We start from the raw sequence: 24,848 nt of genomic DNA on the forward strand, positions 1-24,848 counted from the left end.
CTGCTCGTCCCAGACATCCAGGATCATGCGCATGCTCCTGGCGGCCGATCCTCGAGGCCCGAACGCCAGGCGCAGCATGTCCGAAATCGGTTTCCGTCGCGGCCGTGAGCGGCTCGGCGCCCGCGGGCGGCTGGGGACCCCAGGACGGCAGGAACATGTCGTCGCGCTGGATGACCGCCCGCTTGCGCTGCCCCATCAGGATCTCGTCGATGGCTGCGTCTCGCGCTCGGCGAAGCTCTTCCGGTCGCAGCGCAGGATGTCCTCCCGTCTCAGGCCGTCGGCCTCGCCGGTGACGATGGGCCGCAGGAAAGCGGCCACCATGCCTCGCAACTTGACCTTCACAGCGATCACGTCGAGGCCACACGCCAGGCGAGCTCGGCTCCGAGGCGGTACGCCGGCACAGGCCGCTCGACCAGGAGCGGCATCTTGCAGGTGTGCTCGAACACGAACAGCTTCTCGCCGTCGGGCCCGAGGGTCTCTGAGCGCCAAGGCGTCCAGTCGCGCGCGCTCCAAAGCCGCTTGAGCTAGAGTGCAGCTTCAGGGGAAAGGTCCGGGGAGTTCATGGTGTTTGGGGTTTAGGAAGTCTTATCGTCGGAGGGATCGGCGTAGCGCAGCCACGCCCGGCGGATCAGCGCCGCGGCCCAGGGCCGGCGGCAGGCTTCGCCCGCGAGCGTGAGCCGGGCTGTCGGGTTGATGGCGGGTCCAGCAGCATCCCGATCTGCGCCTCGCCGAGATCGGCCCCCATCGGGCAGACGACTGCCGGGACGCCGGCGCAGTGCAGGCGCAGCGCCTCGAGGAGGTCGAGCTCGGGCTCGACCAGCCCGTCGGGTTCTATCGGCTCGACAGCGGCGACGGCGTGCTCTGGTCGTTCGGGCCCAAGGATCTGCTGCGCTTTGATGGCCAGGCCTGGCAGCGATCTCCTTTGCCATGAACGAATAAAACGGCTTCGTCCAGGCCCGCAACGGAGGTGTCTGCACGAGCTCAGGATCAGGGCCCAGAGCTCGGCCATGGCCGAAGAAAGCGCGGCCCCCCATACATGATCCGCTGGGTCGAGCGCGAAGTAGATCCGGACACTCGGTGGCAGACTCAGCACACCGACCCCACGACGCGCAGGACTCGAGCCAGGAGCTCGTCGTCGACATCGCCCTCGACGTGCACGCGGGCCTCGCCGAGCTCGATGAACAGCTATGTTGCGCGTGCGGCGCTGAGGCTCAGGAGCCTCAACTAGGAACAGCCGCAAGTCGCCTGGCCGGCCCCAAAATTTGAGCACATGGAGCTTCGAGGCCAGCCTCGGTGCACTCACTCATCAGGTTCCTCCACTCCCCGGATCAGATCGATCACCAGGTGGGCAGCGTGGAGCCCCACTGCCTGCTCGCGCGGAGTCAGCGATCGGATCGCGTCGATGATCTCCAGCGGGATGTCGCGCTTGCCGAACTCGAAGCTCGTGAACAGAGTCGAGAGTTCTAGACTGAGCCCCTCGCAGAGCTTGCGAAGCGTGTCGTAGGAAGGGGAGAAGGACCCCTGCTCGAGCCGTCGAATTGTGTCGACGGACAGGTCTGAGCGCTCGGCGAGACGTTCCTGGGTCAACCCACGAGCACGCCGGAGCGACTTCACATGCTGGCCGAAGCGGCGATTCACCTTGTCCACGTTGCGAATCTAGCCCACAGCGACTCGGCAATTTTTCAGGGCACAGCCCGGCATGAACCCGAGCGCGGGCTCGCTAGCGCATCACATGGCAACACACCCAGTGGAGCTTCCACACGTTGTTTCAGGTCAGCCAAGAACACGAGACTCGCCGGCAAATCCGGCATGAGTGTCGAGGCGTTCACGGCTTGCGATACCCTCCACGAGTGGCCGACAAGTCCACCCACCAACCCGCCCACGTGCTGCTGGCGCTCAACTTGCGCCGTCTGACCGAAGTGCGCGGCATCTCGCTCGCTGCCGTCGCGGATCGTTCTGGCATCGATCGCCGCGAACTCTTCGCCGTCATGGCCGGCGAAGTCGATCCCAGCCTCGACTGGCTCAACGGGCTCGCCGATGGACTGGGTGTCAGGTTGGCCGAGCTGTTCGAAGAACCGCCCGGCCAACCTCCCCCCTAGCTGTCCAAGGTCTGCCGGACTCGAAGCGCGCCCACCAGAGTGAGCGCGACGTGCTGATCCCGCGTCGACAGCCCGCGGATCAAGACGGCGAGTTCATCGGAGCGCTCGAGCTGATCCTCGAGTAGCCCGACGAGCGACAGGCCGAAGGCCTTGGCGATCTTGACCATCGTGCCGAGGGTCGGGTGATAGCGGGCGCGTTCAATGCGCGATATGGTGTCAACCGAGAGCCCAGCCATCCGAGCCAGCTCCTCCTGGGAGAGCTCTCGTCGGCTGCGAAGTAAGCGCACGCGCTCGGCGAACTGAGTCATGTCCATGGGTACCCCCCACGGGCTGCTGGAGGCTCGGGGCCGCGACACTGGGCCACGACGCGAGCCGCCAGCACGGACGGCATCGTGGGCAGAAGTGGTTGGGTAGACATGTTGCTAGGATATTTGAACTCCTAGTGATATTCCAGGTGTGATAGCGTTTTCCCGGATGGACTCGAAGAACAGAGCGATGGCTCAACTTGGGGCGGCAGTCGAGCAGCTCGTGCAGGCAGATCCGCGGCCCGCTGCTGTGATCGCGCGTGAGGCTTGGACTGACATCGAGCCGGACTCGGCGCGGCGCCAGCTGTCTGCGGTGCGGGCTGGCCGACGATGGCTCGGGGCCGAGCGTGCTCAGCAACTGGCAGACGCACTCGAGGTAGACCTCGAGGAGCTCTATGCGTCAGTGGAACGCAAAAACCGAACCGCGGCCCGTAGGAAGTGTCTACCCAACCGTCGGGGCCGCAGCTCGGGCCGACCGAAGCCGGCGGCGAATCATACATAATCCTGGCCTCACCTCCAGTCGAGACTGGTCGCGGGCATGGCGGGCGTCGTCTTCTCAAAACAACTCGCGTCGGGCGTGGGTCATGGGGCCGAGGCCGCGAGACCATCGAAGCCCTTGCGCATGTCCGCGGGCTCGAAGCTGAGCTCGACGAGGACGTGGTGGCGGCCTTCGACGAGGATCGTGAGCACCGAGTTCGTGTCGGGTTGGGCCTCGCCGTTTGAGCCCGACACTTCGACAGACATACCGAAGGAGTAGCTCGAGCAACTACTTGTCCGCGCTGGAGCAGTTGGCCATAGGCTGATCCGTGTATCTTTCGTGCGGCCTCCCCTCGCTCGAGTCCGCCTCATCCGACCGCGAGATCGACGCTCGACTTCTACCTGAACTTGCCTGGGACTGGTGTCTCGTCTGCGACCTCGACGCGCTCGCCGCCCTTCGTCTTGGGATTCAACGTCAGCTTGAACTTGTGTTTGATCAGCTTGTCGACGGCGTGCTCGCCTTGGGCGGTGACGACCCAGAACTTCAGACCTCCGCCACCGCTGGTCTTCCGACCAAGGGCGAGCTCCAGTTCGAGCTCGACCTTGTCGATATCGAAGCGGATCGCCTTGTCCTTGCCGGCTTCCATGGCGACGGCGAGTTCCAGGCGCAGCGACTCGATCATCTCGGAAAGTGGGACGGGTTGATCCAGGTTCTCGACCATGAAGGCATGATAACGCGCGGGGAATCCCAATTGCGACTGAACGCCCACCGGCCGACAGTTCTGGTCTATACTGGTCCACGATGAACTCCCCAAATCCCGGGCGAGTCGCCTATGTCTGGTCGCCTGAAAACAGGCGGGTCGGCAGCGGCTACGTCATCCGGGGCGAGCGTGACTTGGTCCTGACGGCGGCCCACGTCGTTGGGGACGCCACGCAATGCAAAGTCCGGCTTCATGGTGGCGATCGCTGGCTGGAGGCGGCTGTCAGATGGCGTGGCGACGGTGAGGTCGACGTCGCCGTGTTACTCCTCGACGAGCCGTTGGAGGTCGACCTCGGCCGGGAGCCCGCTTGGGCGAGCTGCCGCAACGTTGACCTGAGGTGCGAGGCGACCGGCTACCCGCGCTTTCAGCATGCCAACGAGCTCGTGGGACACCGAGGGCTTCGTGGGCACGCTTCGGGCCCAGTCGGGGCTCGAGAGTGGGGTGCTCAACGCGGTCCACCAAGCCCCAGGTCGGCCACCAGAGCACTGGAAAGGCATGTCCGGCGCGGGCCTGTTCGCGGAGGGCCTGCTGATCGGGATCGTGACCGACGAGTCCATCGACACCGCCAGCTTGCTCTCGGCCTACCGCTGCCTGACTCGGCACCTGTGGGTGCTGGGCGTCGAGCTCGCGGATCCGCGACTCTACCCGGAGCTCGCCGCCGACAGCTTCCCCGTGGTCAGCGGCGGTGACGGAGCCCGCGAGCAGGCGCTCGGCGGCGTGATCGACAGCCTCCTGGCGCAGCGTCAGCAGGCGCGCAAGGACAAGGACTTCGCCAAGGCCGACCTGATCCGCGACCTGCTCGCGGCGGCGGGGGTGAGCATCGAGGACACGCCCAAGGGCCCGCGCTGGGACGTCCGCGAGTAGGCCGGGCCGAGCCTCGGACAAATAAAAAACACAGCGAGCCCAGCGCTCGCTGTGTTTTTTTAATCTGCCTCGGCGCTCTAGAGCGGCGCTCTAGCCGTCCTTGCTCAGGGCGCAGGCTTCGATGAGGTCGCTGACCTTGAGGCCCACGGGGATGCCCAAGGTAGCGATCTCGTTCCAGACCGGGAGCAGGTTCCTGGTCGCGAGCGCGTGGACCTGGGCCTGCGTGGCGCTGTCGGAGAGCTACGAGGCGCTGGTCGAGGGGCTCCAGCGGGCACTGTGGGCCCTGGGCGGGGTGCCGCGGAAGCTGACCCTCGACAACATGTCGGCGGCGACGCACGAGCTGAAGAAGGCGCGGGGCCGGAGCCTCAACAAGCGCTTCGCGGACGCGTGCACGCATCTGGGCATCGAGACGGTCCGGCGCATCAACGTGGGCAAGTCGCACGAAAACGGCGCGGTCGAGGTCCGGCATCGGCGAACCAAAAAGCTGCTGAAGCAGGCGCTGATCTTGCGGGGCAGCCGGGACTTCGCCAGCGTCGAGGATTACGAGCGCTTCGTCCAGCAGACCCTCGAGCGCGAGCACAACCAGCACGTCACGGCGAAGCTCGAGCTCGAGAGCCCCTTGCTGAGGCCGCTGCCGATCAAGCCGGTGCCGACCTACACGACCGAGACGCCGAAGGTCCGGCGCTGGAGCACGATCAAGGTGCGGGGGCGGATCTACTCGGTGCCTTCGCAGCTGATCGGCCACCAGGTCGAGGTCCGGCTGCACGCCAACGAGGTCGAGCTGCGCTACGGCGGTGAGGTGGTCGAGACCTTCCCGCGGCTGCGAGGCGAAGGCGCGCACCGCATCGACTACCGCCACGTGATCGCCTCCTTGGTGCGCAAGCCCGGGGCCTTCCCCAACTACTGCTTCCGCGAGGAGCTGTACCCCTCGCTGATCTTCCGCCGGGCCTACGACGCGCTCGAGCGCGCTCGACCCGGGCGCGGCCACGTCGACTACGTGAGGATCTTGCACCTCGCGGCGATGACGATGGAGTCGACGGTCGAGGCCGAACTCGCGCAGCTGCTCGAGGCCGGCGCGCCCTTCGACTACGCGACGGTCAAGCAGCGGGTCCAGCCCACGGAGTCCGAGGTCCCGCAGCTCGAGGTCGGCGAGCCCGATCTGGGCGTCTACGACGAGCTGCTCGGAGGTGCGGCGTGAACCCTCGACCCCCCGCCCACGCCGAGCAGATCACCACGCTGCTGCGCAGCTTCAAGCTGACGACCGCGGCCGAGGAGCTGGTCCCGCGCCTGGTCACCGACGGCCACGAGCCAGCGCTGGCGACGATCGCCGAGGTCCTGGACCTCGAGGCCGAGGCCCGCCACGCTCGCCGAGTCGCTCGCCTGCGCCGGGCCTCGAAGCTCAGCGTCGGCAAGACCTTCGAGACCCTCGACGACAAGCGGCTGCCGCGACCGGTGGTCCGCAAGCTCCGCGAGCTGCAAGCCGGCGACTTCCTCGACGAGGCGATCAACGTGCTGGCATTCGGCCTGCCCGGCGTCGGCAAGAGCCACGCCCTCGCGGCCCTCGGCCACGCCCTCGTCGAGCAGGGCCGCTCGGTGCTGTGGACGCCGACCTACTCGCTGATCCAGGAGCTGCTCGCGGCCAAGCGAGATCTGGAGCTGCCCCGGAAGCTGCGTCGGCTCGACAACTTCGAGTTCGTGATCCTCGACGACATCGGCTACGTCAAGCAGTCGGCCGAGGAGGCCGAGGTCCTCTTCACCCTGCTGGCCGAGCGCTACGAGCGACGCTCGACGGCGCTGACGAGCAACCTGGTCTTCAGCGAGTGGGACCGGATCTTCAACAACAAGATGGCGACCTCGGCCGCGATCGACCGGCTCGTGCACCACTCGGTGATCCTGGAATTCAACGTGTCCAGCTACCGGACCGAGAAGGCCAAGGGGCGCAAGAAGGGCTGACGCCCGACGACAACTACACCGGGCTGCGACAACTGCCCGAACGACAACTACCCCGCGCGCGAGGTCGCCGTGCACGGGGACGCGCAAGTCTCGCACCGGCAGGAATAATCGTCGCCAATCGGAAAAAATAATTGACGCTGATCAGCCGGCGGACGCCCTCGAGGTGCTGCGCAAGCGCCTGGCGGGGCTGGGTCGCAAGGAGCTCGTGTTCAGCAAACCCAAGGGCTACAAGGCGGCGCATCGCGGGGAGCGGGAGGCCAAGGGCGGGGAGCCCTGGTCGCACAAGGACCTGTTCAACGCGGTGAACCGCGCGCGGGCCGGAGCCGGCATCGAGCGCTCGGTCGGGGTGCACACGCTGCGGCACACCTTCGCCACCCACGCGGTGGCGGCCGGGGTGCCGCTGTCGCTGGTGTCCCGGCAGCTGGGGCACTCGGACGTGCGGACGACGATGCGCTACGCCCATCACGCACCGGAGCTGACGCCCGGGATCTTCGACCGGCTCTCGGAGCCGGCTGGGGAGACCGAGGGGCCGGTGACGGCCGGGGGAGATCTGGATGAGCCGACGGCTCGGGGGCGCTCGAGGAAGCGCCGCCGAGGGGGCTCGAAGGGGGGCTCTCGGGGGCGTTCTGGGGCTCGGGCGGGATCGCCGCGGGCTCAGAATCTGGATGAATCTGGATGAATTCGGGATCCGAGGGATCGCCCGGAAATACTAAACCCCCGTAGACGAGCGTCTAAGGGGCCTAGCTTGCGAAATCTGAAAGCTCCGGCAACAGGACTCGAACCGAATTGGGGGCTTCTGCGAAACGTCAATGATGGCGCGCAGTTGGGCCGGAAGCTCCCGAAATCGTTCGGGTTTCTTTGTGCCGTGGGGGCCCGGGGGAGGGAGGCTCGTGGAGTCTCGTTCCGCAGGGTTGGAGCACACGCGGAGCACACGATGCTCGGAACTGAGACCGGCGCTGGCAGCACCCTGGCTTGTGGCAAGTGGCGAGGCTGTGGGTTTCGCTGCCTGACCGTCGCTCCCAACTATGCGCTCCTTGATTGGATGATCAGAACAACGCGGCGACGGCAGCATCTGCAGCGTCCGACGCTGCGCTCTGAAGAGCGGATTCGGCCTCAGATTCGGCCTCTGAAACCACCTCGTGTGCCGCCCACTTCAGCGCTTTCATCAGCCAGCCATCCCCCGATGAACTGCTTGATTCACTTTGCGGGACCAGTACGCCGCTCTGGTTGCTCAGGTTGAGCGGCACTGTGCCGAAGCCGGTCTGGGTGCACGGAGAGCCATCGCTGGCTGGAAAGAATGATATGAACGTGGCATAAGGCGTGCCGGCGTTTATGTTCGTACCCAGGAACGATCGGGTGTTGGCGCTGCTGACCAGGATCTGTTTACTGGGGGCCCAGATTAGATCAAATGCTGTCTCAACCCAGGAGCCCTGTGGCAATTGCGCCTTGGTCGTGTTGCCCGGTGTCAGCTGGAAATAGCCATTGTTATTGGAGAATGAATCGCCCTGGCAGAACGTAGCAAAGGCTGCTCGACTGTCGCCGTTGGCTTGTTTGAGCAGTGCACCGATCAGGTAGTTCCCGCAATAGTCAATAACGCTTACCGAGCTTTGTTCGGCAGAACTGGACCAGTCGCCCTTGGGCCAGTATCCCGATCCCAGATTTTTTTTCTCGATCGCTTTCAGTATCTGCTGGTCGGTATATGCCTGCGGTGTCGCCTGGCTGGCTACAAATGTAGAGCCTTGATTGCTCAGTGTTGCCGTGGGCAACGCGAAGCAGTTCTGTGGGTAGTTCGAAGTGCCAGTGATCACGCTGCTCAGGTAGATCAAGCCCGCCGTGTTCAGTGGCTGCAAGTTTCCTGAACAGTCCCGGACAAATGGGAAGTTCTCGTTGGCCTGGAACATGTAAGAAGCCTGGCACCAGACCGTGTTGTACGCGGTCTTTGCCCATGTTCCCTGAGGCAGGGATGCTTTGGTTTTGGAGCCCACTGTCGTCATCTGAAGCCCGCCCGACATGTTGGCGAACTCGTCTCCATCATTGAATGCAGCGGTCGCCGAAACATAAAGATCGTTGTTGTTCTGGCCCGCATTGGACAGCGTGGTGAAAACCGACTGTCCAGAGTACGAGCTGATGAACGAGCGTACCGAAGTCTGTGTCCAGGAGCCAATGGGCATATCGTTTGAGGTTGTCATTTCCGCATTACCTTTTTGTGTCGTTTGCAGTGCCCGTCCACTACCTTGATTGTCGATTATCTGCGGTGTCTGCCGTGCCTGCTTACGACTTTTCGATCAAGTCGGTCAATTTCGTGGGATTTTCAAAACTGATTTTGACAGATGCCCCCTTCCGAGTCAAGCGCGATCACAGTCATGCCCGACACGGCCCACGCAGGAAGAAACTCGTGCCTCACCTACCGCCGGAGTGGCGCTGGTGCAGGCCTACTGGGTGCTGAGGAAGGTGTATCCTTGCACCGTGCCGTCCTCTGTGTACGGCTCCAGGTACTCTCCAAACGTGTCGAGGCACTTGTCCTCAAGGCTGCAGATGCGAAGCGCTTCCCCTAGATTCAGGGTTGCGCCCGGCTGGAGCGCGCCGAGCACGATGATCTTGGCGCCATCCTCGGTCAACTGGGCCGTGGCGTCACTCATGATGATGGTACCTGCGCGTGTCGAAACGACGACGTTGGAGAACGGCTGCATGTGGAGGCTCCTTGGGTTCTGAGGATGCGCGTGCACCGAGGTGCTCACAGTCGCCAGCATACGGTGCCCCGGGCCTGGGGTCACCTCCGGGCATGCAATCCGTGCAACGGCGCATGGGCGCACGCGAGGCGATGTCGAGCATCAGACCTCCGCGTTGACCCCTCGGGAGCGCTCGGTGTCAGTAGAGGTAGACCGCTCCGCTGGAGTTGGCGGAGTTGTCAGCCTGGTTGCCGCTGATGCCCGTCGCGTTGCTGTCCTCGAAAGCGGCGCCGACCGCCAGGGTGTCGCCGTCGCCCGACAGCGCCACGCTGCGTCCGAAGAAGTCGTAGACGCCGGTGTTGGAGGCCTTGACGTAGGCTTGCTGCGTCCACACACCACCGTTGCGCGCGAACACGTAGACCGCTCCGCTGCCGCTGGCGGAGTTGTCAGCCTGGTTGCCGCCGATGCCCGTCGCGTTGCTGTCCTCCAGATAGGCGCCGACCGCCAGGGTGTCGCCGTCGCCCGACAGCGCCACGCTGTATCCGAAGGAGTCGCCGGCGTCGGTGTTGGAGGCCTTGACGTAGGCTTGCTGCGTCCACACCCCACCGTTGCGCGCGAACACGTAGACCGCTCCGCTTTGGCTGGAGTTGTCAGCCTGGTTGCCGCCGATGCCCGTCGCGTTGCTGTCCTCGAAAGCGGCGCCGACCGCCAGGGTGTTCCCGTCGCCCGACAGCGCCACGCTGTATCCGAAGAAGTCGTAGGCGCCGGTGTTGGAGGCCTTGACGTAGGCTTGCTGCGTCCACACCCCACCGTTGCGCGCGAACACGTAGACCGCTCCGCTGTTGTTGGCGGAGTTGTCAGCCTGGTTGCCGCCGATGCCCGTCGTGTTGCTGTCCTCGTAAAAGGCGCCGACCGCCAGGGTGTCGCCGTCGCCCGACAGCGCCACGCTGTATCCGAAGGAGTCGCCGGCGTCGGTGTTGGAGGCCTTGACGTAGGCTTGCTGCGTCCACGCCCCACCGTTGCGCGCGAACACGTAGACCGCTCCGCTTTGGTCGGCGGAGTTGTCAGCCTGGTTGCCGCCGATGCCCGTCGCGTTGCTGTCCTCCAGATAGGCGCCGACCGCCAGGGTGTTCCCGTCGCCCGACAGCGCCACGCTGTGTCCGAACCAGTCGCTGGCGTCGGTGTTGGAGGCCTTGATGTAGGCTTGCTGCGTCCACGCCCCACCGTTGCGCGCGAACACGTAGACCGCTCCGCTGCTGCTGGCGGAGTTGTCAGCCTGGTTGCCGCCGATGCCCGTCGCGTTGCTGTCCTCGGAATAGGCGCTGACCGCCAGGGTGTTTCCGTCGCCCGACAGCGCCACGCTGTGTCCGAACTGGTCGCTGATGCCGGTGTTGGAGGCCTTGACGTAGGCTTGCTGCGTCCACACCCCACCGTTGCGCGCGAACACGTAGACCGCTCCGCTGCCGCCGGCGGAGTTGTCAGCCTGGTTGCCGCCGATGCCCGTCGCGTTGCTGTCCTCCAGATAGGCGCCGACCGCCAGGGTGTCGCCGTCGCCCGACAGCGCCACGCTGTATCCGAACCCGTCGTTGGCGCCGGTGTTGGACGCCTTGAAGTACCCGACCGCCTCGGCGAGGGAGCCGACCACGTCGACCACCGACGACTCCGCGCAACCATCCATGTTGCAGGCGAGCAGCTTGTAGCTCGCGTCGAGCCTCGAGTGCAGCGGCATCGTCACCGACACCGACTCGCCCATGATGTCGTCGCCGACCTGCACGAAGGGCGCGACACCATCGACGCTCTCCCACAGCTGATAGAACTGGGCCCCCAGCACCGGTGCCCAGGTGAAGTCGAACTGTTTGACCTGGGAGAAGCTCAGCTCCAGCGTCGGGGTCTCCGGCGAATCCGTGCACATGCTCGTGCAGGTGTCGAAGTCGTCCATGTTGCCGTCGTCGCAGGCCTCGTTGTTGGCCCACACGTAGCCGTCACCGCACGTGGCAGGCTCGCAGGTCTCGGGGCAATCGTCCGTGTTGTCGGCGTTGCCGTCGTCGCAGACCTCGTTGTTGGCCCACACGTAGCCGTCACCGCAGCTGGCCGCGGCGCAGGTGTCGAGGCAATCGTCCGTGTTGTCGGCGTTGCCGTCGTCGCAGGCCTCGTTGTTGGCCCACACGTAGCCGTCACCGCAGCTCGGCGCCACGCAGGTGTCGAGGCAATCGTCCGTATTGTCGGCGTTGCCGTCGTCGCAGGCTTCGCCCTGCTGAACCATGCCGTCACCGCAGCTGGCCAGCGCACAGCTGTTGGTGCACTCGTCATCGTCGATGTCGTTGCCGTCATCGCAGCCTTCGCCAGGTCCGACGAAGCCGTCGCCGCAGCTCGCGTTCATGCAGCTCGAGATGCAGGTGTCGGTGTCGTCGGCGTTGCCGTCGTCGCACTCCTCGACACCGTCTTGCACGATGCCATCACCGCACACCGCGAGCGCGCACGCATTGGTGCAGGCGTCGGTGTCGATATCGTTGCCGTCGTCGCACTCCTCGCCCGCGTCGACGTTGCCATCGCCGCAGACGGGATCGCCATCATCGCCATCATCGCCATCGCCATCGCCATCGACATCATCGCCATCGCCATCGCCATCGCCGTCACTGCCAGACTCGGTCGAGGTTTCGCTCGAGGTTGCGGTCGTGTCATCAGTGCAGGCGGTGGTGCCTACGATGGACAGGAGAAGAGAGAGTAGATACAGACGTTGGAGTCGCCTCATGGTCGATAAATTGTTCGTGAGAGTGAGTGGCGAAAGCAAGCGAAACCCGCGATGTGCAAGATTCGACCATCCAAGAATGTTGCGAGCGAAACTTCACGGCGTGATTCTGAGCAGTTTGTCGACGCCCTCATGAATCGATGCAAGCGCGCTCGGCGCCGTCAGTTCGCCCATCCCTCTGAACACTCCTCGCGGCAGGCTGGTGGAGGTCGCCGAGCAACCTCAGATTATTCCGGATGCGTTCGCGGTTGCGTTCGTCCTCCCCAAAGGCTGCACCGGCGGTTAGGGACGCGAGTCTCCTGGTGCTGCTCGCCGACTCCGTCAGCGCGGGAGAACTAGCGGGTCCAGCCCCGCAGGCGCGCGGCCTCGCTCAGTTGCTCGCGCAGCCTCCTCGTGCAATCCGGCTGGCCGTCCCTCGGCAGGTGGTCGGAGCGCCACCGTGCTAGCCTCGCCCATGTGTCGCCGGTCCTCCCGAGTTGGCTCCGTGACGCGCTGCCCCCCCGCTACGGGCGAGCGCTCGGGTGGCCGACCGCCGCCCCCATCGCTTGACCCTCGCCTTCGGCCCGGAGCAGGCGCCGCGTCACGTCATCGACGTGATCGACATAGTCTACGCCGAGCCCGCGCAAGGGGGGCTGCTGCGCTTGGGCCGGCTGGTGTTCGGCTACCGCGAGACGCCAGCCCTGAGCGGCGCGTCGGCCAAGGTCCTCGAGCGAGAGGCTCGCTTTTGCAAGGCGCTGGCGGCAACTCTGGTCCGGGCCCATCTTTTGGTTGGCTGGACCCGAGGCCACGAAGGCCTCGAGGCGTTCGCCCTCGAGAGGCGCTGCGCGAGCGAGGCTGAGGGGGCCAAGCTGATGCTCGTGGAGGCCGACGTCGTCATCATGGGCATCGAGCGCAGCCTGGCCAAGCTGCGCTACAGCCCTGGGGCCGTGAGCCAGCTGGAGCTGTTCTTGTCGGCGCCCTGCGACCAGGCCTGTCGGTTTTGCGTCTATCCATACCTCGACCCGGGACACCCCGCGCTGGGCCGGAGCCCGGGCCTGCTCGAGTGGGCGGCGCAGGTGTTCGCCGAGCTCGACGCTCGGCCGGGGCCGAGCGCGGTGCAGCTCTCGGGCCCCGACGTCCTCCGAGACCCCCGCCTGGGCGCGCTGCTGGATCTCTTGGCTCGCTACTCGAGCCTGGAGGTCGAGCTGCTCGGGCCGATGACCGGCCTCGCAGACCCGCAGCTGGCCGAGGCTGTGCTCGGGCGCGAGCAGGTCGTGGCGATGCGTACGACCTTGCTCTCACACCGCCCCGAGGTCCACGACGCGCTGGTGGGGCGGGCCGGAGCGCACGCCGACGTGCTCGCGGCGATCGACGCGGCCCTGGCGAGGGGGCTGTGCGTGGGGGTCAACAGCGTGCTGACGCCTGACAACGCCGGCGACCTCACCGAGCTCCTGCGCCTGCTCGAGCCGTGGTCCGGCGCGGGGGTGGACCTCCAGGTTCAGCTCTACCACCCCGAGGCCCTGGGCATGGAGCCCGAGGGCTGGCGGGCGCTGGCGCTCGAGCGCCTCGTGTGCGGGCCCGCTCAGATCCGGGCGGCCTTCGCCGAGCTCGCGCGGGCGCCCGACGCCGACGCGCTGCTCTCGCTGGTCAGCGCCCGCCACATCGCCCACTGCTGGTTGCCAGCCTCGATCCGCGAGCGGGTGGTCGAGCCCGTGGCCGAGCCCCAGGACAACTTCACGACGCCGCCAGCGTGCGCAGACTGTCCCGGACGCGAGGGCTGCCCTGGGCTGACCATGCCCGCCTTCGAGCGCTGGGGACCGGAGGCCGCGTCGCCCTTGAAGTCTCCGAGCGGGGCGGGCGACGCCGCGCTGTCTGGTGAGCGGTGATCACCCCGGGGAGCTCAGGCCTGGGGGAGCTCAGGCCTGAGCGATCGTCAGGCGCTGCATCAGCAGGGCCCGCTCGAGCCCGGCCTTGAGCGAGCCGAAGGTCTCGAGCTCGCCGAGCTCGACGCCAAGGGCCCGCTCGACGATGCGCCCTGACACTGTCATCGACCAAGAGCGTCAGTCGCTCTGGGGCCACTTGAACTCGAGCAGCACCTTCAATACCTCCAGCGCAAGCCGGACCTTGTCCTCCGCCCTCCCAACCAAGAGATCCGCAACCTCCTGCTCCACCGGCACCGTCCACAGCTCATACGCCGAGATCAACGTTGACAGCCGAAGGTCCAAACCCCGAGCCATCTTCACCAGCGTCGCCAGGCTCGGAGAGAACCCCCCAGCCTCGAGCCGACGGATCGTATCCGGCGAGAGCCCGGCCCTCTCAGCGAGCGCCTCCTGCGTGAACCCGCGGGCGAGCCGAAGGCTTCGAACATGCTGCCCGAAGCGGATGCCGTCGATGTCGTACACCTCACAGGCTTGGTCGCTCATGCCAGCCCCCGCGGGAAACGAGCGAAATCGTCAGCCAAAAGGCCGCCAGAGACAGAGAACTCATCTGTGCGCATCATCGCCAGAGCGAGAGACCGACTCCCGCTGAAGCGTTCGGAGTTTCTGACCCTGCAAATCTTCCCGGTCGACCCACGGCATCCGTCCCTGTAGCGAGCGGCGATGCCCACCTGGGACACGGGTAAAATTTCGCCCATGTCTCCCAAGCTCCCGCTCGCCCTCACAACCGCCGCGCTCCTCGGCGTCGTGGTCTCCCTCCTCACCCCGGGGTCGGCCTCCGCCCAGTACCGAGATCTCTGCGACAGCACCCAAGTCTGCGACTACACCGGCCCCAACGCCCCTGTCCTCGACGCGGACGTCTGCCTCGACCAGACCGGCCAAACCCGGCTCAAGGGCTCGACCCCCTGTCCCGCGGGACAGGTCCCCTTCCACGTCCGCTACGGCGAGCTCCTCGACCCCGTTGAGCTCCTCGTCGTCGCCTACACCCCCCTCGAGAACGCCTGCTCGATCCCAGGCCTGTGCGACCCCGGAGACTACGCCCCCGGCGAGACCTCCACAGCCCAGGCGATCTGCTGCTTCGGGAACGTTTGCTGGCCGGGGGTCGACTGCGGCGGCACCTTGATGTGGTGCGATGACGGCGTCTGCAACGAAGACGGCACCATCACCTGCTTCGAGGGCATGGAGTTCTGATCATTTGCCTGTAGAGAGCGGCTCGATTTGCGAGGACAGGTAGCGAACCCTCTCGATGGCGAACGTCTCGGTGACCTCGTCCCCGAGGTCACGGCTGAGGGTGCCGACCACCATCCAGGCCTCGAGCGCCATGCGCCCGTGCATCTCGTCGTCGAGGTGCTGAGCGACTTCGCGCGCGAGGCCGATGAGATCTGCCTGCCGGCCTTCCCGCCGCGCTACGGGCCGGGCTTCCAAGAGCAGGTCGCGGGCAGTGACGTGCTCGTGGTGCTCATGGGCCTTGGCGAGCTTCACCATGATCCGCAACGTCTCGGGCGGCTCAGCCGGCGGCAGCTCAGGCGCGTGGACCCAGGCCGACGACGATCGGCTGCTGGCCTGGCCTGTCTCTCAGCTCCTCGACGATCGAGGCTTCGCTCGGGAGATCGGCGCGTCACTGAACACCACGCTCGTCACCGACCAGCTGTGGCCGAAGGCCGATCACCCCGTGATCGAGGCGCTGCTCCCCTGGGAGGTCCCGCCAAGGCCGAGCGAGCTCGGGCGCGGCGTCTTGGACCACGTGAACCGGGAGCTGTGGGTGGCTACGGAGGATCCATGCCACGTCCGCCGCAACCCGCTCGGCGAGCTTTCGGACGTCCTCCCCCGCATCGGCTGTGTATCGCCAGGTGTGCAGCTCCTGTCCCTCCGCGTCGTGGATGGTGACGCTGCCCACCCACGCCTTTCGCCAGTGGTGCTCCTTGGGGGGCGGCGGCTGCGGGCGCTGCGGAAGGCGGGGGTCGGCTACGTGTTCGCGCACCGGCAAAGCTCGAGTAGGCGGGGCAACGACCCGGAGCCGGAGATCTGGCACGCAGTCGGGCAGTGGGCCGTGACGGCGCTGGGCATGTCGGACGGCGGTCCGGGGTACGCGGTCGGGACCGGGGCGCCGATCCCCGACGCGTGGCGACGAGCGCCGACGCTGGCGTGATGATCTCTCAAGCATGGAGACGAGGGCGACCCGGCGGGTCGCCCTCGTCTCTTGTGCGATCGATCTCGATCGGCTAGAAATGCTCCCAGCCGGCAGTTTTGGGCCTCTACAGACCCTTTGGCACCGGCAAGGATCGATCCAGAATAGCCCCCGAGCCGTCTCCACCATGTCTCCACGAGATCGGAGGAATTGGCGGGACGGATGGGGACTCACGAGGACTCGATGAAGGGGCGGCTCCAGGCTCCGAGGTGGCGTCTGCTGCAAAAGATGTGCGGTGGCGCCTAGTTAGAGAACCGATGTCAGACTCCACCACGGAATCCTGAATACGCCCCTAAGCCATCGAGATCAAACAAGTTTCTGGAGCCCGGCTAGACCGTCTCCACCATGTCTCCACTCCCGACCGGCGAGTCGGGCGAAGGAAGTTCGAGGAGCTTGATCGCCCGCTCGAGCGCAGCAGGGCTCAAGTGCATGTAGCGCTGCGTCGTCTGGAGGTTGCCGTGCCCGGCGAGCTCCTGGATCGCCCTCGCGGGCGCCCCCCTCATGGCGAGGTGGGAGCAGAAGGTATGCCGGAGCTTGTGGGGCGACCTGTACTTCAGCTTGGCCTGCCGGCACAGCTTCATGAGCCAGTTCGCCAGGCTGTTGACGTGCAAGGGCTCCCCGTCGTCCTCGTAGAGGACCCGCGGGCCTTGTGAGTGCCGGTGCTTCCTGAGCGCCTTCGTGAGCCGCTCGGTCATGGGGACCGTGCGGATCTTGTCGTGCTTGGGCAGCGTCACGTGGCCCTCCCACTCCGCCTGTTCGACCGTGAGCAGCCGCCGGCGGAAGTTGATCGACGACCACTCGAGGCCGCGGATCTCACCGGAGCGCAGGCCCGCCTCGCCGCCGAGAAGGACCATCACGAGCATGCGGTGGTCCAGCCGCGTCGCCGCGGTGACCAGCGCCTCGAACTCGTCGAAGTCGTAGAACTCCATCGCGGTCATGGGCAGCTTGAGCATCTCGATCTCGAGGGGCATCGCCTCGATGATCCGCCAGCGGACGGCGACCTCGAGCATGGTCTTGACCTGCCCGAGGAGCTTGTTGACGGTGCTGTTGGCGAGGTGCTTGCGCTGGCCCTTGAAGAGCTGGATGTCCTCGGGCGCGAGCTCGTGGAGCCGAGTGCCCCCGAAGGCGGGGAGGATGTGAAGGCGCAGCTTCTTCTTGGTGTTCTTGACGGTGGTCGGCTTGTGCCGGTTGGCGTACACGTGTCCTTCGAGGAAGCGCGGCGCGAACTTGGCGAAGGTCGGGACCTCCTTCGTCTCTGACCGGGGCGCCGCCCCGGCCTTGGTGCGCGTCGACGTCTTGGGCGTGGGCCCGTGCTTGAGCAGGTGGCGCTCCCGCTGCTGACCCCAGCGCAACGCGGCCGACTTGAGCTCGACGGGCGCCTTGCGGCGCTCGCGGTATCGCTCTCCGTTGTCGAGCCGGATCATGATGTCGACTTCCCAGCCGCCCTTGCGGTACGGCCTGATTTTCACGGTCATTGCCTGTCTCTCCTGACAGGCGCGACCGCACGTCTGATGCCCACCCAGCCTAGCAGCGGGGGATCGACCTAGCCAGCCCACGGGCCAGGCTCGACGGAGGAGGCCAGCCACGCCTCGAGAGCGTCACGGCGGAAGCGCAGCCGCCGGCCGAGCTTGGTGACCCCGGGGATCTCTCCGCGCTCGACCATGGCGTACACGGCCTTGCGGCTCACGCGGAGGAGCTGGGCGACCTCGTCTGCCTGGAGGAGCAGGGGGAGGTCTTCGAAGCCTGGCAGGCGACGGGAGCGGCGCGCCATCCAAGGAGTGTGGCGCGGGTCCGAAAGGCCGCCAACGGCCGTGGGGCGGGGATCGATGCCGACGTCTTGCGATCGTTCCGGTGTGTAGGCCGGGCGGTGATGTCGGGTCGCACAGTCGCCCTTTGGGTGGCTGGGCTTCCGGCCACCCGTGACCCCGAGCGCGTCGCCCCCCTGCAAGCGAAGCGCGCCGGGGCCGACGAGCCGTCGTGCCTTCACCGACGGCATGCTCGGCGGCCCCGCGCCGAGACGGCTGCGCCCGTCGCCAGCCCGAGTCGACGCTGCTCTACCAGATCGTCGCGCAACACTGGGAGACCTTTCGTGCACGGGCAGAGCAGGCCGGCGGCCTGCCCGACTTTACCGACCTGCCGTTCCGCGAGGGGCGGCTGGTCGCGGGCTTCGACATGGGCCGCAGCCACGACCGCTCCGAGCTCGCCCTCTTCGAGGAGGTGGGCGGCCGCTTCGTGTGCCGCCTGCTCCGCAGCTACGACCGCGTGCCCTTCGCCGAGCAGGAGGCCGACCTTTCGCGGATGCTGAACACGCTCCCCATCGCGCGGCTGTCCATCGACAAGAGCGGCATCGGCATAAACCTCGCCGAGAACCTCGGCCGGGCGTTCCCGCAGGTCATCGGCGAGGCGTTCACGAGCGCGAGCAAGGAGCGCTGGTGCACCGACTTCAAGATCCTGCTCCAGCGCCGCGACGTCGACCTCCCGCGCGACCGCGAGCTCGTCGCCCAGCTCCACAGCATCAAGCGCCGCGTGATGCCCTCGGGCAACGTGACCTTCGAGGCCGAGCGCACCAACCGCGGCCACGCCGACCGGTTCTGGGCCATCGTGCTGGCGTGTCAGAAGGAGCGCGGGCAGGCCCGGGGCGGCGAGGCGGAGGTCGGCGTGCGGGTGATCGGGTATGCCGTCGACCTGGTCCCAGGTCATGCGCAACCTGGCGACCGCAGACGTGTTCGCCTCCTTTAGCCAGTCGATTACGAGGGCCTCGAACATCGCGGTGAGCCCCGAGCCTGGCTCAGCCCAGGGTGCCTTCATCTGCCTGACGCCGTGCTCGGGACAGTTCACCCGAGGCAGGTCCGCGGTCAGCAAGGTCTTGTACTGCATCGTGTCAAGATGCCGCCATTGCTTCGTCTCGGCCCCGTACCTCGTGCCGGTCGCCCCACAAAGCGGGCACACGACCTTGGCGCGCTCGTCGTAGGAGATGAAGATCTCGACCTCGCCACCTTCGAGACGAAGATCGACGTCCCGCACCCACCAGGGGTCTTCGATGCCAAGGAGTTTCGCGTGGAGGTCACGGCCGCGCATCGCCACTGACCATGGCCAAACTGTCGCTGTGTTCCAGGGCACAGATGCCTGCTCGAACCAGATCGAAGTCATGCAACCGAACTCTTTAGGCATCCCAGAGATCCGCAAGATCGAGAACAGCATCGGGGAAGGGCTCGGCGCGAACAGGGCGACCGGTCTTATACGACTTTACCAACTCAAGATGACCGTCAGCCGCACTGTAGATATCCAGCTCATGCCAATCTGCATCGAGCACCCATATGTGAGGTATTTTCATTCGCGCGTAGATCGGAAGTTTGAACTGACGGTCAAGCACGTCCGTCCCTGGATAAGGCCGCTGATAGGGTAGCTCACAAACCCAATGAGGAGTCTGTGGAACGGCGAAATCATGCGCGCGCGGCGTGAGGCACAGCGAGGAACGCGGCCATGCGCACAGATCAGGAACGAGGTAGTGCCCTCCGTGATGCAAGTAGGGTTCGCTCATGAACACCCACGGGTCTTCACGGCGCTGGTACAGGGAACCGATGCTGGCGAATAGCTTGGCCCTCATGAGCAGACTCTCAGGACCTGGCCGTGTGCTCAAGTAGAGGTCACCGTATAGCATCTCTGCGACTTTCTCTGCCGGAGCGGAGAAAAGATCCGAGAGTGTCGCATCATATTTATGTGGCTCAAGATGCCTCAAGTAGAGGTTTCCATCTATGAGCTCTGCCGTCCATCCGGAGGGAGCGCGTTTGAAGTCCTCGTAGGTGGCGTTTTGTTTGTAGGGGAACACTTCCACTTATACTTAGATGCCAAACTCCTCTGATTTTCTCATGGTAAGCTTTTGAGTTAACTCATGATTCCCGAGCAGCGTTCTGATACCGGCACATATCATCTCCCAAGCCATGCGCATCACCATAGTAATCCGCCAACATGCGTCCTCGAGGACAATATCTTCGATCTTGGTGAGCTCTTTTGTGCTGCGACCTCGAAGATGTGCCGCAAGGCCCTGACAAGGGATGAGTCCAATTTAGCGATGGCGCTCTCCAGTCGGTTGACTCGCTTTCGCTGCTGCGACTTGCGAATGTTGCGCGCGATGTCTTGCCCATCGCTCGAGAGACCTGCTGTGCTGAGTTCGGACGTGGGCAGAAACGTGAAGACCTCGACGAACGCAGTCTGCGCGTAGACTCTTCACCGCTGTTGCAGTACCGCAGGATCAGGCAGCGGACAGCCATGACTGCTATGACAGTGTGCAGAGACTGAAGGCCACCCTGACATCGCTTGGGAGCTGAGGACAGGCGTCAACCGCGTCTTGGTAAGCTATCGTACAGCTATTGTACAAACCTTCTCCACAGCTGTTGTCCTCGAGGCAGTCGGTGTAGTCGATGACGGCCTCCGTCGCACACCTGAGAAACGACTCGGCGGTCTCTTCATGGCCTTCGAGCACACCCATGGCGCACTCTCGGTCCTCGGCTCGGATGAGCGTTGCTTCGGTACACTCGCTTGCCGAAGGGTGGCCAGCTTCCTCTGGGCACTTGCAAACTTCGGCGTAGGCGAAATCTAACTCGCGCAGGTAGGCATCGACCTCTTCGCTGATGTCGGGAGGCTGCGTACAAGCAAGCAGCCATAGGGTTCCGAAGAGAAGGCCGACGCGCAAACGGAAAAAGCCCATGCCGATGGGTAACCCAGCCTAGGTGCCCTTGTCACGCTCCTCGCGCGCGAGCGCCCAGGCGACCGCAGAGAGCATCGCGCCGCCCCCCGCTGCGACGCCTAGCGCGAGCATGCTCTTGCGAGTCCCGCTCACCGCTTGCTTGCTCTGAGCTTCTCCGCGGGCCTCCTTGCCGAACTCGACGAGGCCCGCGAGAGGAGACTCCGCGACCGTCCTCGGCCGCGTTGGAACTCGAGGCGGCTTGATATCGGGTGCGAGGAGCTCGTGCCCGCTCACCCCGGGCCCCTTGATGTACGGGTTGACCGGAGAGAGTTTTACCCCGGAGTCTTCCAGGGCCCTTCGATACTCCGGGTCGCTCACTTGGCGCAGATCCACGAGCACTCGCTTGTGGCTGGCGAGCAAGGCTTGACGAGCAGCCACGAAGCGATCTCCGAGCTCGTTCCTCCTGACTTTCTTTCCGACGTAGAGGGCTCCCGCTCCTGGTGGAATGTAGGCGACCTCCAAGGTCTCGAGGTAGTGCCGCTGCAACGCGAGGAGGTCCGAGCAAAACGGTGCGATGATCCTCGAGTAGACCGACGCCGAGAACGGGACGTCGAAGGTCGACTCTCGAGGTGACCCGATCAGCTTCGCCGGCATTCGCGGATCTCGTCCCCCAGGGATCGTCATCCCGTCCCTGTCGAGCGCGGTCATGAGGGTGGCCAGCCTCGAGATCAAGCCCCGCCAGCCGGCTCCGCGATAGCGCCTCCACTCCGCCGAGACGAACTCCCAAAACAACTCGAAACTGGTCTTCCACTGAAGGTCCATGTCCTCGACGTTGAGCGTGTAGAGCATCGGCCCCGGTCGCGTCGCCATCTCGAGGATGTTGAGTAGCAGCTTGTTCGTCGATGGATAGAACGCGCCGACGTTTTCACCTGGGGTCGTCACGTTCAGGGGCACCCCGCCATAGCCCCAGCCCACTCCCTTCACCGGCCAGACCGACTCTGCGTCCACGCACTGGCGGCAGTCTCGGCTCCCATCGAAGGCCTTGACCTTCTTGTAGCAGGGCTTGTCGATCCCCTTGCACCGCAGCGTGTAGCGGTCGACCGGGGTTCCCCGAACCGAGTGATAGTAGCGGTAGCTGGCCTGGAGCACGCGCAGCGACACCGCCGTTCCCGGCATGAAGCCAAAGGTCGAGACGTCGCCAGGATCGAACAGATACTGCGTCTCCCCGAGAGGTCCTCGGGCCTCCTGGCCTGCGCCCTGCTGCGCCGCGATCCCACCCTCTCGATGCTGGAACATCCAGGGCTTGCGGAAGGCATAGGCCGGCAAGAAGAGCTTGGTGTAGTCCGCGTTCGCGGCCCCCTCGATCTCTCCGTCCGGGTACACCACGCCCCCGCTCCCGTTCTTTCGGAACAGCTCGAACACTCGGTTGACCTGCCACGAGTCCGTCGCGGGGTCCTCGGTCTGGAGCGGCGGCAACGCGACATCCTTGGCGAGCTCCGCGTTCTTGTGCGTCGCGTACACGTCCACCGCCCACACCGCCGTCGTGATCACCTGCGCGATGACCTGCCCGATGATCCCCGTGCTCGCGGCGATCTTCTGGAGCGCCTGGAGCCCCGCGTTCACGAGTAGATCAGGCAGCATCTCGGCAGCCCTGTCGACATCCTTGAACGCGTCGAGCGAGGCCGTGATGCTCGTGTAGATGTCCGACACCGTGGACTGAAGCTGCGCGTTGCCCAGCGAGGGCAGGCCGATCCGCGTGGCGATGTCGTAGATCCCGATCTGGATCGACGACACCCAGTTTTGCCACTCCGAGTTCGCAAAGGCTCGCATCCCGATGTCCCCGAGGACGCCCACCGCCGGATCCAACACCGACGACTTGAACACGTCGGCCGCCGGCATCTTGCTCTCGAAGATCTGCCAAGCCGTTCCCACCGGGAACACTCGCTCGGCACGCTTGGTCACCTCGCTATAAAACGTCTCATCCGGTCGCAACAACATCTCGACAAGCTTGCGCTCCTCGACGTTGCTCGCCAACTAGCCGCAGAGCCTGGCGGCTCACCCGTCCTCGCGCCGCCCGGGTCCGGCCTGACGAACCCTCACCGTCCCTTCGGTCCTGGGCGTCGTCTCCTCGGTCTCGAGCGTCGCCCCCTCGTCGCGGAACGTCCCCCCGAACAAGCTACGTTCCACCTCTGCCTCGTCCTCCAGCGTCTCGAAGCCCAGCGCCCGCTCCATCTCGGCGTCGCTCATGTTCTCAAGCGCCTCGACGGAGATGGCCCAGCTTCGGACTGACTCAACCCGGCGCGTCTTCGCCATGGTCCATCAACCTGTAGATCGCCCGGCGCGCGAGGATGTAGCGCGCCGCCATCCGCTGCTCGAGATCCGCGACGGACTCGAAGCGCTTGCTCTTGAACAGCTGATCGGCTCCGTTGAGGCAAAGCAGCGCCTCGCGCTCGTCCTCGACCCGCGCGGCGTCTTCGAGCAGGAACATGAACCCATCAGCCGCCTTGCGGTTCTTGTCGAAGAGCGTCTGTAGCTGCCCCTGCGTGAGCGTGCCCGCGATGTAGGCGATCGCCTGCTGGGCGCACTCAAACTCGGGAAACACCTGCATCGACCGGTTCGCCCAGTGCTCGAACATGCTCTTGGCTGCGGGTACCAGCGTGGACGCCATCACATCGATGCCGTAACGCATGACATCGTACTTCATGGCAGCACGCTGGGTAGCCTGGCGCGCCTCGTAGGCCCGGGCCGTCGTCTCCGTGCGCCCCGAATGCAGGTCGATCAGGCCCCGAACCTGCTCGTTTTGGTAGTCGATCGCCTGCTCGAGGATCACCCGCGCGCTCCCGATCAGCTGGGGCGCCGCACCTGATGCGTCTTGCGCCATGGCAAAGGAGCGCTCCGCTCGCTCGGCCAGCCAGTGGAGCATCGCCGTCTTCTTGTCGTCGAGCTTGTCGAAGCCCTCGTCGAGGAGGCCGCGATCCCGCGCTCGCGTCTCGTCGGGTTCGTCCGCAGCCACCAGGATCCGGCGCCCGGACTCGAAGAGCACCTGTCCGTCCGCCCCATAGCCCCGCAGCCGAAAGTCACAGGCGCATCCCAGGCTCCGGGCCCACCGCTCGCACAGGCGCCACGAGCTCTCGCCCCACTTCTGGGCGTGCTCGCGCGGATCATCCTCCCCCTCTCCGCGAAGTGGGGTCCAAGCGAGGTTGGTCTCCTCGAGCTCGTGGCGCTCCCACTCGTTCATGGACGCGCCTTCGAGCGCCTCGAGATCCACCGAGAGCGAGACCATGGGCCTGTAGCGCGCGCGACCGCGCCTCCACAGCACGCGTACGCGGATGAGATCAACATCATGTTCAACGAGCAGATCGATCCACTCGCTGGGTACCGTCTTCGCATCGGGCCGTCGGGTCGCCATCACGGGCGCCTCCTTCTTCAGACGCGACCACCATGGACCAGCGCCATCGAGGGCGTCAACCCAATTTGGGTTATTGGGCCAATAGCGTCCAAAGTTTTGCGAATTTGGAATTATTTTGGGTCTAAATTTGGAATTCCAATTGGGTTTTGGTTGCGATTCCTGAAAGCTGGGATATTTTTCATATCGCCGAACCGAGCCTGCATCCAAACCAACGAACAGACGCCAACTAACCACAAGGGATAATGAACGAACTTTCCAGTTCGATTCATTGTCCGTGTGGCTAGTTGGCGCGTGCCTGAATCTCGTCCACACTGGATTCATGGCGAGCAAGACGTTGCCGGCGAAACGAAAGGAGGCGATGGCCGCCTTTCAAGATGAAACCCTTCGGATCCTCGAAGAGGAGGTCCAGGCCACTGCTTTCGCGCAGGAGTGCCGGGCCGACCTCGAAGCTCAACAGGCGCAGGACCTCGAACTGCCCGCCTGAGGCGATCGAGGAACACAAGGATATGCGCGCGCACTACACCGCTGAAGCATGCGAGGTCGTGGCGAGCGTCGTCGCTGGTGGTATCTCGACCTTTCAGCGGGGGGCGTCCCCCTCGGTCGCATCATCAACTTCGCGACGGGGATTGCCGTAAATATGGAAGCGCTGTCATCCCCTCAAATCGTGCACTGAACGTGCTCTCGCGCGCGGGAAAACAACTTTCTGCACGGCCAGGTGTCGATCGACACGCGCGACATCATCAATGGTTGGTGAGCTCCCCGAGCTCAGAA

At 65.2% G+C, this 24,848-nt stretch carries 30 protein-coding genes and 1 pseudogene; 13 read left to right on the forward strand and 18 right to left on the reverse strand.

All coding sequences use genetic code 11. The features are described from left to right. Nucleotides 1-195: 195 nt before the first annotated feature. Nucleotides 196-318: a hypothetical protein gene (locus tag G6O69_RS41015; protein WP_255216820.1), complete on the reverse strand. Its 123-nt coding sequence runs from the start codon at nt 316-318 to the stop codon at nt 196-198. 457 nt (nt 319-775) lie between these two features. Here G6O69_RS41015 and G6O69_RS37100 point away from each other — a divergent pair, with 457 nt between their 5' ends. Together G6O69_RS37100 and G6O69_RS37105 are read left to right on the forward strand one after the other, a co-directional pair. Then, a complete protein-coding gene (locus G6O69_RS37100) occupies nt 776-931 on the forward strand; it encodes a hypothetical protein (protein WP_176397316.1) in 156 nt (51 codons plus the stop codon). A 146-nt stretch (nt 932-1,077) separates the two neighbouring features. Continuing rightward, complete coding sequence (locus G6O69_RS37105) at nt 1,078-1,266, forward strand: hypothetical protein (RefSeq protein ID WP_176396995.1); 189 nt, start codon at nt 1,078-1,080, stop codon at nt 1,264-1,266. A gap of 33 nt (nt 1,267-1,299) precedes the next feature. Here G6O69_RS37105 and G6O69_RS37110 read toward each other — a convergent pair whose 3' ends face one another. Further along, a complete protein-coding gene (locus tag G6O69_RS37110) occupies nt 1,300-1,656 on the reverse strand; it encodes a helix-turn-helix transcriptional regulator (protein ID WP_172308292.1) in 357 nt (118 codons plus the stop codon). A 194-nt stretch (nt 1,657-1,850) separates the two neighbouring features. On the opposite strand from G6O69_RS37110, the gene G6O69_RS37115 reads away from it, so the two are divergent. Then, complete coding sequence (locus tag G6O69_RS37115) at nt 1,851-2,099, forward strand: helix-turn-helix transcriptional regulator (RefSeq protein WP_172305278.1); 249 nt, start codon at nt 1,851-1,853, stop codon at nt 2,097-2,099. Here the strand turns inward: G6O69_RS37115 and G6O69_RS37120 are convergent. The 3 genes from G6O69_RS37120 to G6O69_RS37130 form a co-directional block, all read right to left on the reverse strand. After that, nucleotides 2,096-2,413 carry a helix-turn-helix transcriptional regulator gene (locus G6O69_RS37120; RefSeq protein ID WP_172305277.1) on the reverse strand — a complete coding sequence of 106 codons (318 nt, stop codon included), beginning with the start codon at nt 2,411-2,413 and terminating at the stop codon, nt 2,096-2,098. The genes G6O69_RS37115 and G6O69_RS37120 overlap by 4 nt on opposite strands. Nucleotides 2,414-2,986: 573 nt before the next feature. Further along, nucleotides 2,987-3,148 (reverse strand): hypothetical protein, encoded by a 162-nt coding sequence (locus G6O69_RS37125; RefSeq protein WP_172305275.1) that lies wholly within the window; start codon nt 3,146-3,148, stop codon nt 2,987-2,989. 131 nt (nt 3,149-3,279) lie between these two features. After that, nucleotides 3,280-3,603, reverse strand: a complete 324-nt coding sequence (locus G6O69_RS37130) for a trypco2 family protein (RefSeq protein ID WP_172305274.1) — start codon at nt 3,601-3,603, stop codon at nt 3,280-3,282. Between the two features lie 408 nt (nt 3,604-4,011). On the opposite strand from G6O69_RS37130, the gene G6O69_RS37135 reads away from it, so the two are divergent. From G6O69_RS37135 to G6O69_RS41745, 4 genes are all read left to right on the forward strand, one after another. Beyond that, nucleotides 4,012-4,506 (forward strand): hypothetical protein, encoded by a 495-nt coding sequence (locus G6O69_RS37135; RefSeq protein ID WP_176396994.1) that lies wholly within the window; start codon nt 4,012-4,014, stop codon nt 4,504-4,506. A gap of 121 nt (nt 4,507-4,627) precedes the next feature. Beyond that, on the forward strand, nt 4,628-5,704 hold the full coding sequence (locus G6O69_RS37140) for a DDE-type integrase/transposase/recombinase (RefSeq protein WP_176396993.1): 1,077 nt from the start codon (nt 4,628-4,630) through the stop codon (nt 5,702-5,704). After that, nucleotides 5,701-6,459, forward strand: coding sequence for an IS21-like element helper ATPase IstB (istB, locus tag G6O69_RS37145; RefSeq protein WP_172305272.1), 759 nt, complete (start codon nt 5,701-5,703; stop codon nt 6,457-6,459). Before G6O69_RS37140 ends, istB begins: the two co-directional genes overlap by 4 nt. 163 nt (nt 6,460-6,622) lie before the next feature. Beyond that, entirely contained in the window at nt 6,623-7,138 is a 516-nt protein-coding gene (locus tag G6O69_RS41745) for a site-specific integrase (RefSeq protein WP_346017071.1), read from the forward strand. 367 nt (nt 7,139-7,505) lie between these two features. Here the strand turns inward: G6O69_RS41745 and G6O69_RS37155 are convergent, their stop codons facing one another. The 3 genes from G6O69_RS37155 to G6O69_RS37165 all read right to left on the reverse strand — a co-directional run bounded on the left by G6O69_RS37155 (nt 7,506) and on the right by G6O69_RS37165 (nt 11,577). Beyond that, nucleotides 7,506-8,648 (reverse strand): hypothetical protein, encoded by a 1,143-nt coding sequence (locus tag G6O69_RS37155; protein ID WP_172305271.1) that lies wholly within the window; start codon nt 8,646-8,648, stop codon nt 7,506-7,508. A gap of 243 nt (nt 8,649-8,891) precedes the next feature. Continuing rightward, complete coding sequence (locus tag G6O69_RS37160) at nt 8,892-9,149, reverse strand: hypothetical protein (protein ID WP_172305270.1); 258 nt, start codon at nt 9,147-9,149, stop codon at nt 8,892-8,894. A 178-nt stretch (nt 9,150-9,327) separates the two neighbouring features. Further along, nucleotides 9,328-11,577: a DUF4215 domain-containing protein gene (locus G6O69_RS37165; RefSeq protein ID WP_346017150.1), complete on the reverse strand. Its 2,250-nt coding sequence runs from the start codon at nt 11,575-11,577 to the stop codon at nt 9,328-9,330. Between G6O69_RS37165 and G6O69_RS37170 the strand changes: the two genes are divergently transcribed. After that, nucleotides 11,572-11,856: a hypothetical protein gene (locus tag G6O69_RS37170; protein WP_172301266.1), complete on the forward strand. Its 285-nt coding sequence runs from the start codon at nt 11,572-11,574 to the stop codon at nt 11,854-11,856. The genes G6O69_RS37165 and G6O69_RS37170 overlap by 6 nt on opposite strands. 542 nt (nt 11,857-12,398) lie before the next feature. After that, entirely contained in the window at nt 12,399-13,742 is a 1,344-nt protein-coding gene (locus G6O69_RS37175; RefSeq protein ID WP_172305269.1) for a radical SAM protein, read from the forward strand. 30 nt (nt 13,743-13,772) lie between these two features. Here the strand turns inward: G6O69_RS37175 and G6O69_RS41025 are convergent, their stop codons facing one another. Beyond that, entirely contained in the window at nt 13,773-13,904 is a 132-nt protein-coding gene (locus G6O69_RS41025) for a hypothetical protein (protein ID WP_255215835.1), read from the reverse strand. A 12-nt stretch (nt 13,905-13,916) separates the two neighbouring features. Next, nucleotides 13,917-14,279 (reverse strand): helix-turn-helix transcriptional regulator, encoded by a 363-nt coding sequence (locus G6O69_RS37180; RefSeq protein WP_172305268.1) that lies wholly within the window; start codon nt 14,277-14,279, stop codon nt 13,917-13,919. 210 nt (nt 14,280-14,489) lie between these two features. Here G6O69_RS37180 and G6O69_RS37185 point away from each other — a divergent pair, with 210 nt between their 5' ends. Beyond that, complete coding sequence (locus G6O69_RS37185; protein ID WP_172305267.1) at nt 14,490-14,984, forward strand: hypothetical protein; 495 nt, start codon at nt 14,490-14,492, stop codon at nt 14,982-14,984. Here G6O69_RS37185 and G6O69_RS37190 read toward each other — a convergent pair whose 3' ends face one another. Next, complete coding sequence (locus G6O69_RS37190) at nt 14,985-15,275, reverse strand: hypothetical protein (protein ID WP_176396992.1); 291 nt, start codon at nt 15,273-15,275, stop codon at nt 14,985-14,987. 1 nt (nt 15,276) lies between these two features. Between G6O69_RS37190 and G6O69_RS37195 the strand changes: the two genes are divergently transcribed. Then, nucleotides 15,277-15,942 carry a hypothetical protein gene (locus G6O69_RS37195; protein WP_172305265.1) on the forward strand — a complete coding sequence of 222 codons (666 nt, stop codon included), beginning with the start codon at nt 15,277-15,279 and terminating at the stop codon, nt 15,940-15,942. Between the two features lie 368 nt (nt 15,943-16,310). Here G6O69_RS37195 and G6O69_RS37200 read toward each other — a convergent pair whose 3' ends face one another. Together G6O69_RS37200 and G6O69_RS37205 are read right to left on the reverse strand one after the other, a co-directional pair. Beyond that, nucleotides 16,311-17,456: a site-specific integrase gene (locus tag G6O69_RS37200; protein WP_172305300.1), complete on the reverse strand. Its 1,146-nt coding sequence runs from the start codon at nt 17,454-17,456 to the stop codon at nt 16,311-16,313. Between the two features lie 68 nt (nt 17,457-17,524). Then, nucleotides 17,525-17,752: a helix-turn-helix domain-containing protein gene (locus tag G6O69_RS37205; RefSeq protein ID WP_172302468.1), complete on the reverse strand. Its 228-nt coding sequence runs from the start codon at nt 17,750-17,752 to the stop codon at nt 17,525-17,527. A gap of 206 nt (nt 17,753-17,958) precedes the next feature. Between G6O69_RS37205 and G6O69_RS37210 the strand changes: the two genes are divergently transcribed. Continuing rightward, nucleotides 17,959-18,720 (forward strand): terminase, encoded by a 762-nt coding sequence (locus tag G6O69_RS37210; protein WP_346017073.1) that lies wholly within the window; start codon nt 17,959-17,961, stop codon nt 18,718-18,720. A 141-nt stretch (nt 18,721-18,861) separates the two neighbouring features. Here the strand turns inward: G6O69_RS37210 and G6O69_RS42580 are convergent. The 5 genes and pseudogenes from G6O69_RS42580 to G6O69_RS37235 form a co-directional block, all read right to left on the reverse strand. Beyond that, nucleotides 18,862-19,182 (reverse strand): annotated as a pseudogene (locus G6O69_RS42580) (hypothetical protein); the annotation flags it as partial. Further along, a complete protein-coding gene (locus G6O69_RS37220) occupies nt 19,145-19,816 on the reverse strand; it encodes a Uma2 family endonuclease (protein ID WP_172305299.1) in 672 nt (223 codons plus the stop codon). The gene G6O69_RS37220 and the pseudogene G6O69_RS42580, both read right to left, overlap by 38 nt. 891 nt (nt 19,817-20,707) lie before the next feature. Next, nucleotides 20,708-22,702: a hypothetical protein gene (locus G6O69_RS37225; RefSeq protein WP_346017072.1), complete on the reverse strand. Its 1,995-nt coding sequence runs from the start codon at nt 22,700-22,702 to the stop codon at nt 20,708-20,710. Nucleotides 22,703-22,723: 21 nt separating this feature from the next. Continuing rightward, nucleotides 22,724-22,981: a hypothetical protein gene (locus tag G6O69_RS37230; RefSeq protein WP_172305298.1), complete on the reverse strand. Its 258-nt coding sequence runs from the start codon at nt 22,979-22,981 to the stop codon at nt 22,724-22,726. Further along, a complete protein-coding gene (locus G6O69_RS37235) occupies nt 22,959-24,080 on the reverse strand; it encodes a hypothetical protein (protein ID WP_176396999.1) in 1,122 nt (373 codons plus the stop codon). The genes G6O69_RS37230 and G6O69_RS37235 overlap by 23 nt, the downstream gene beginning before the upstream one ends. A gap of 331 nt (nt 24,081-24,411) precedes the next feature. Here G6O69_RS37235 and G6O69_RS37240 point away from each other — a divergent pair, with 331 nt between their 5' ends. Next, complete coding sequence (locus tag G6O69_RS37240) at nt 24,412-24,561, forward strand: hypothetical protein (RefSeq protein ID WP_176397317.1); 150 nt, start codon at nt 24,412-24,414, stop codon at nt 24,559-24,561. Nucleotides 24,562-24,848: the final 287 nt, after the last annotated feature.

It is taken from the genome of Pseudenhygromyxa sp. WMMC2535, assembly GCF_011083025.2.

Bases quoted from the DNA above. Each gene is read 5' to 3' on its own strand.
- G6O69_RS37230 (WP_172305298.1), bottom strand. From the start codon at position 22,981: ATGGCGAAGACGCGCCGGGTTGAGTCAGTCCGAAGCTGGGCCATCTCC.
- G6O69_RS37180 (WP_172305268.1), bottom strand. From the start codon at position 14,279: ATGAGCGACCAAGCCTGTGAGGTGTACGACATCGACGGCATCCGCTTC.
- G6O69_RS37130 (WP_172305274.1), bottom strand. From the start codon at position 3,603: ATGGTCGAGAACCTGGATCAACCCGTCCCACTTTCCGAGATGATCGAG.
- G6O69_RS37135 (WP_176396994.1), top strand. From the start codon at position 4,012: ATGCCAACGAGCTCGTGGGACACCGAGGGCTTCGTGGGCACGCTTCGG.
- G6O69_RS41025 (WP_255215835.1), bottom strand. From the start codon at position 13,904: ATGACAGTGTCAGGGCGCATCGTCGAGCGGGCCCTTGGCGTCGAGCTC.
- G6O69_RS37200 (WP_172305300.1), bottom strand. From the start codon at position 17,456: ATGACCGTGAAAATCAGGCCGTACCGCAAGGGCGGCTGGGAAGTCGAC.
- G6O69_RS37160 (WP_172305270.1), bottom strand. From the start codon at position 9,149: ATGCAGCCGTTCTCCAACGTCGTCGTTTCGACACGCGCAGGTACCATC.
- G6O69_RS37185 (WP_172305267.1), top strand. From the start codon at position 14,490: ATGTCTCCCAAGCTCCCGCTCGCCCTCACAACCGCCGCGCTCCTCGGC.
- G6O69_RS37140 (WP_176396993.1), top strand. From the start codon at position 4,628: ATGAGGTCGCTGACCTTGAGGCCCACGGGGATGCCCAAGGTAGCGATC.
- G6O69_RS37195 (WP_172305265.1), top strand. From the start codon at position 15,277: ATGATCCGCAACGTCTCGGGCGGCTCAGCCGGCGGCAGCTCAGGCGCG.
- G6O69_RS37120 (WP_172305277.1), bottom strand. From the start codon at position 2,413: ATGGACATGACTCAGTTCGCCGAGCGCGTGCGCTTACTTCGCAGCCGA.
- G6O69_RS37125 (WP_172305275.1), bottom strand. From the start codon at position 3,148: ATGTCTGTCGAAGTGTCGGGCTCAAACGGCGAGGCCCAACCCGACACG.
- G6O69_RS37155 (WP_172305271.1), bottom strand. From the start codon at position 8,648: ATGACAACCTCAAACGATATGCCCATTGGCTCCTGGACACAGACTTCG.
- G6O69_RS37205 (WP_172302468.1), bottom strand. From the start codon at position 17,752: ATGGCGCGCCGCTCCCGTCGCCTGCCAGGCTTCGAAGACCTCCCCCTG.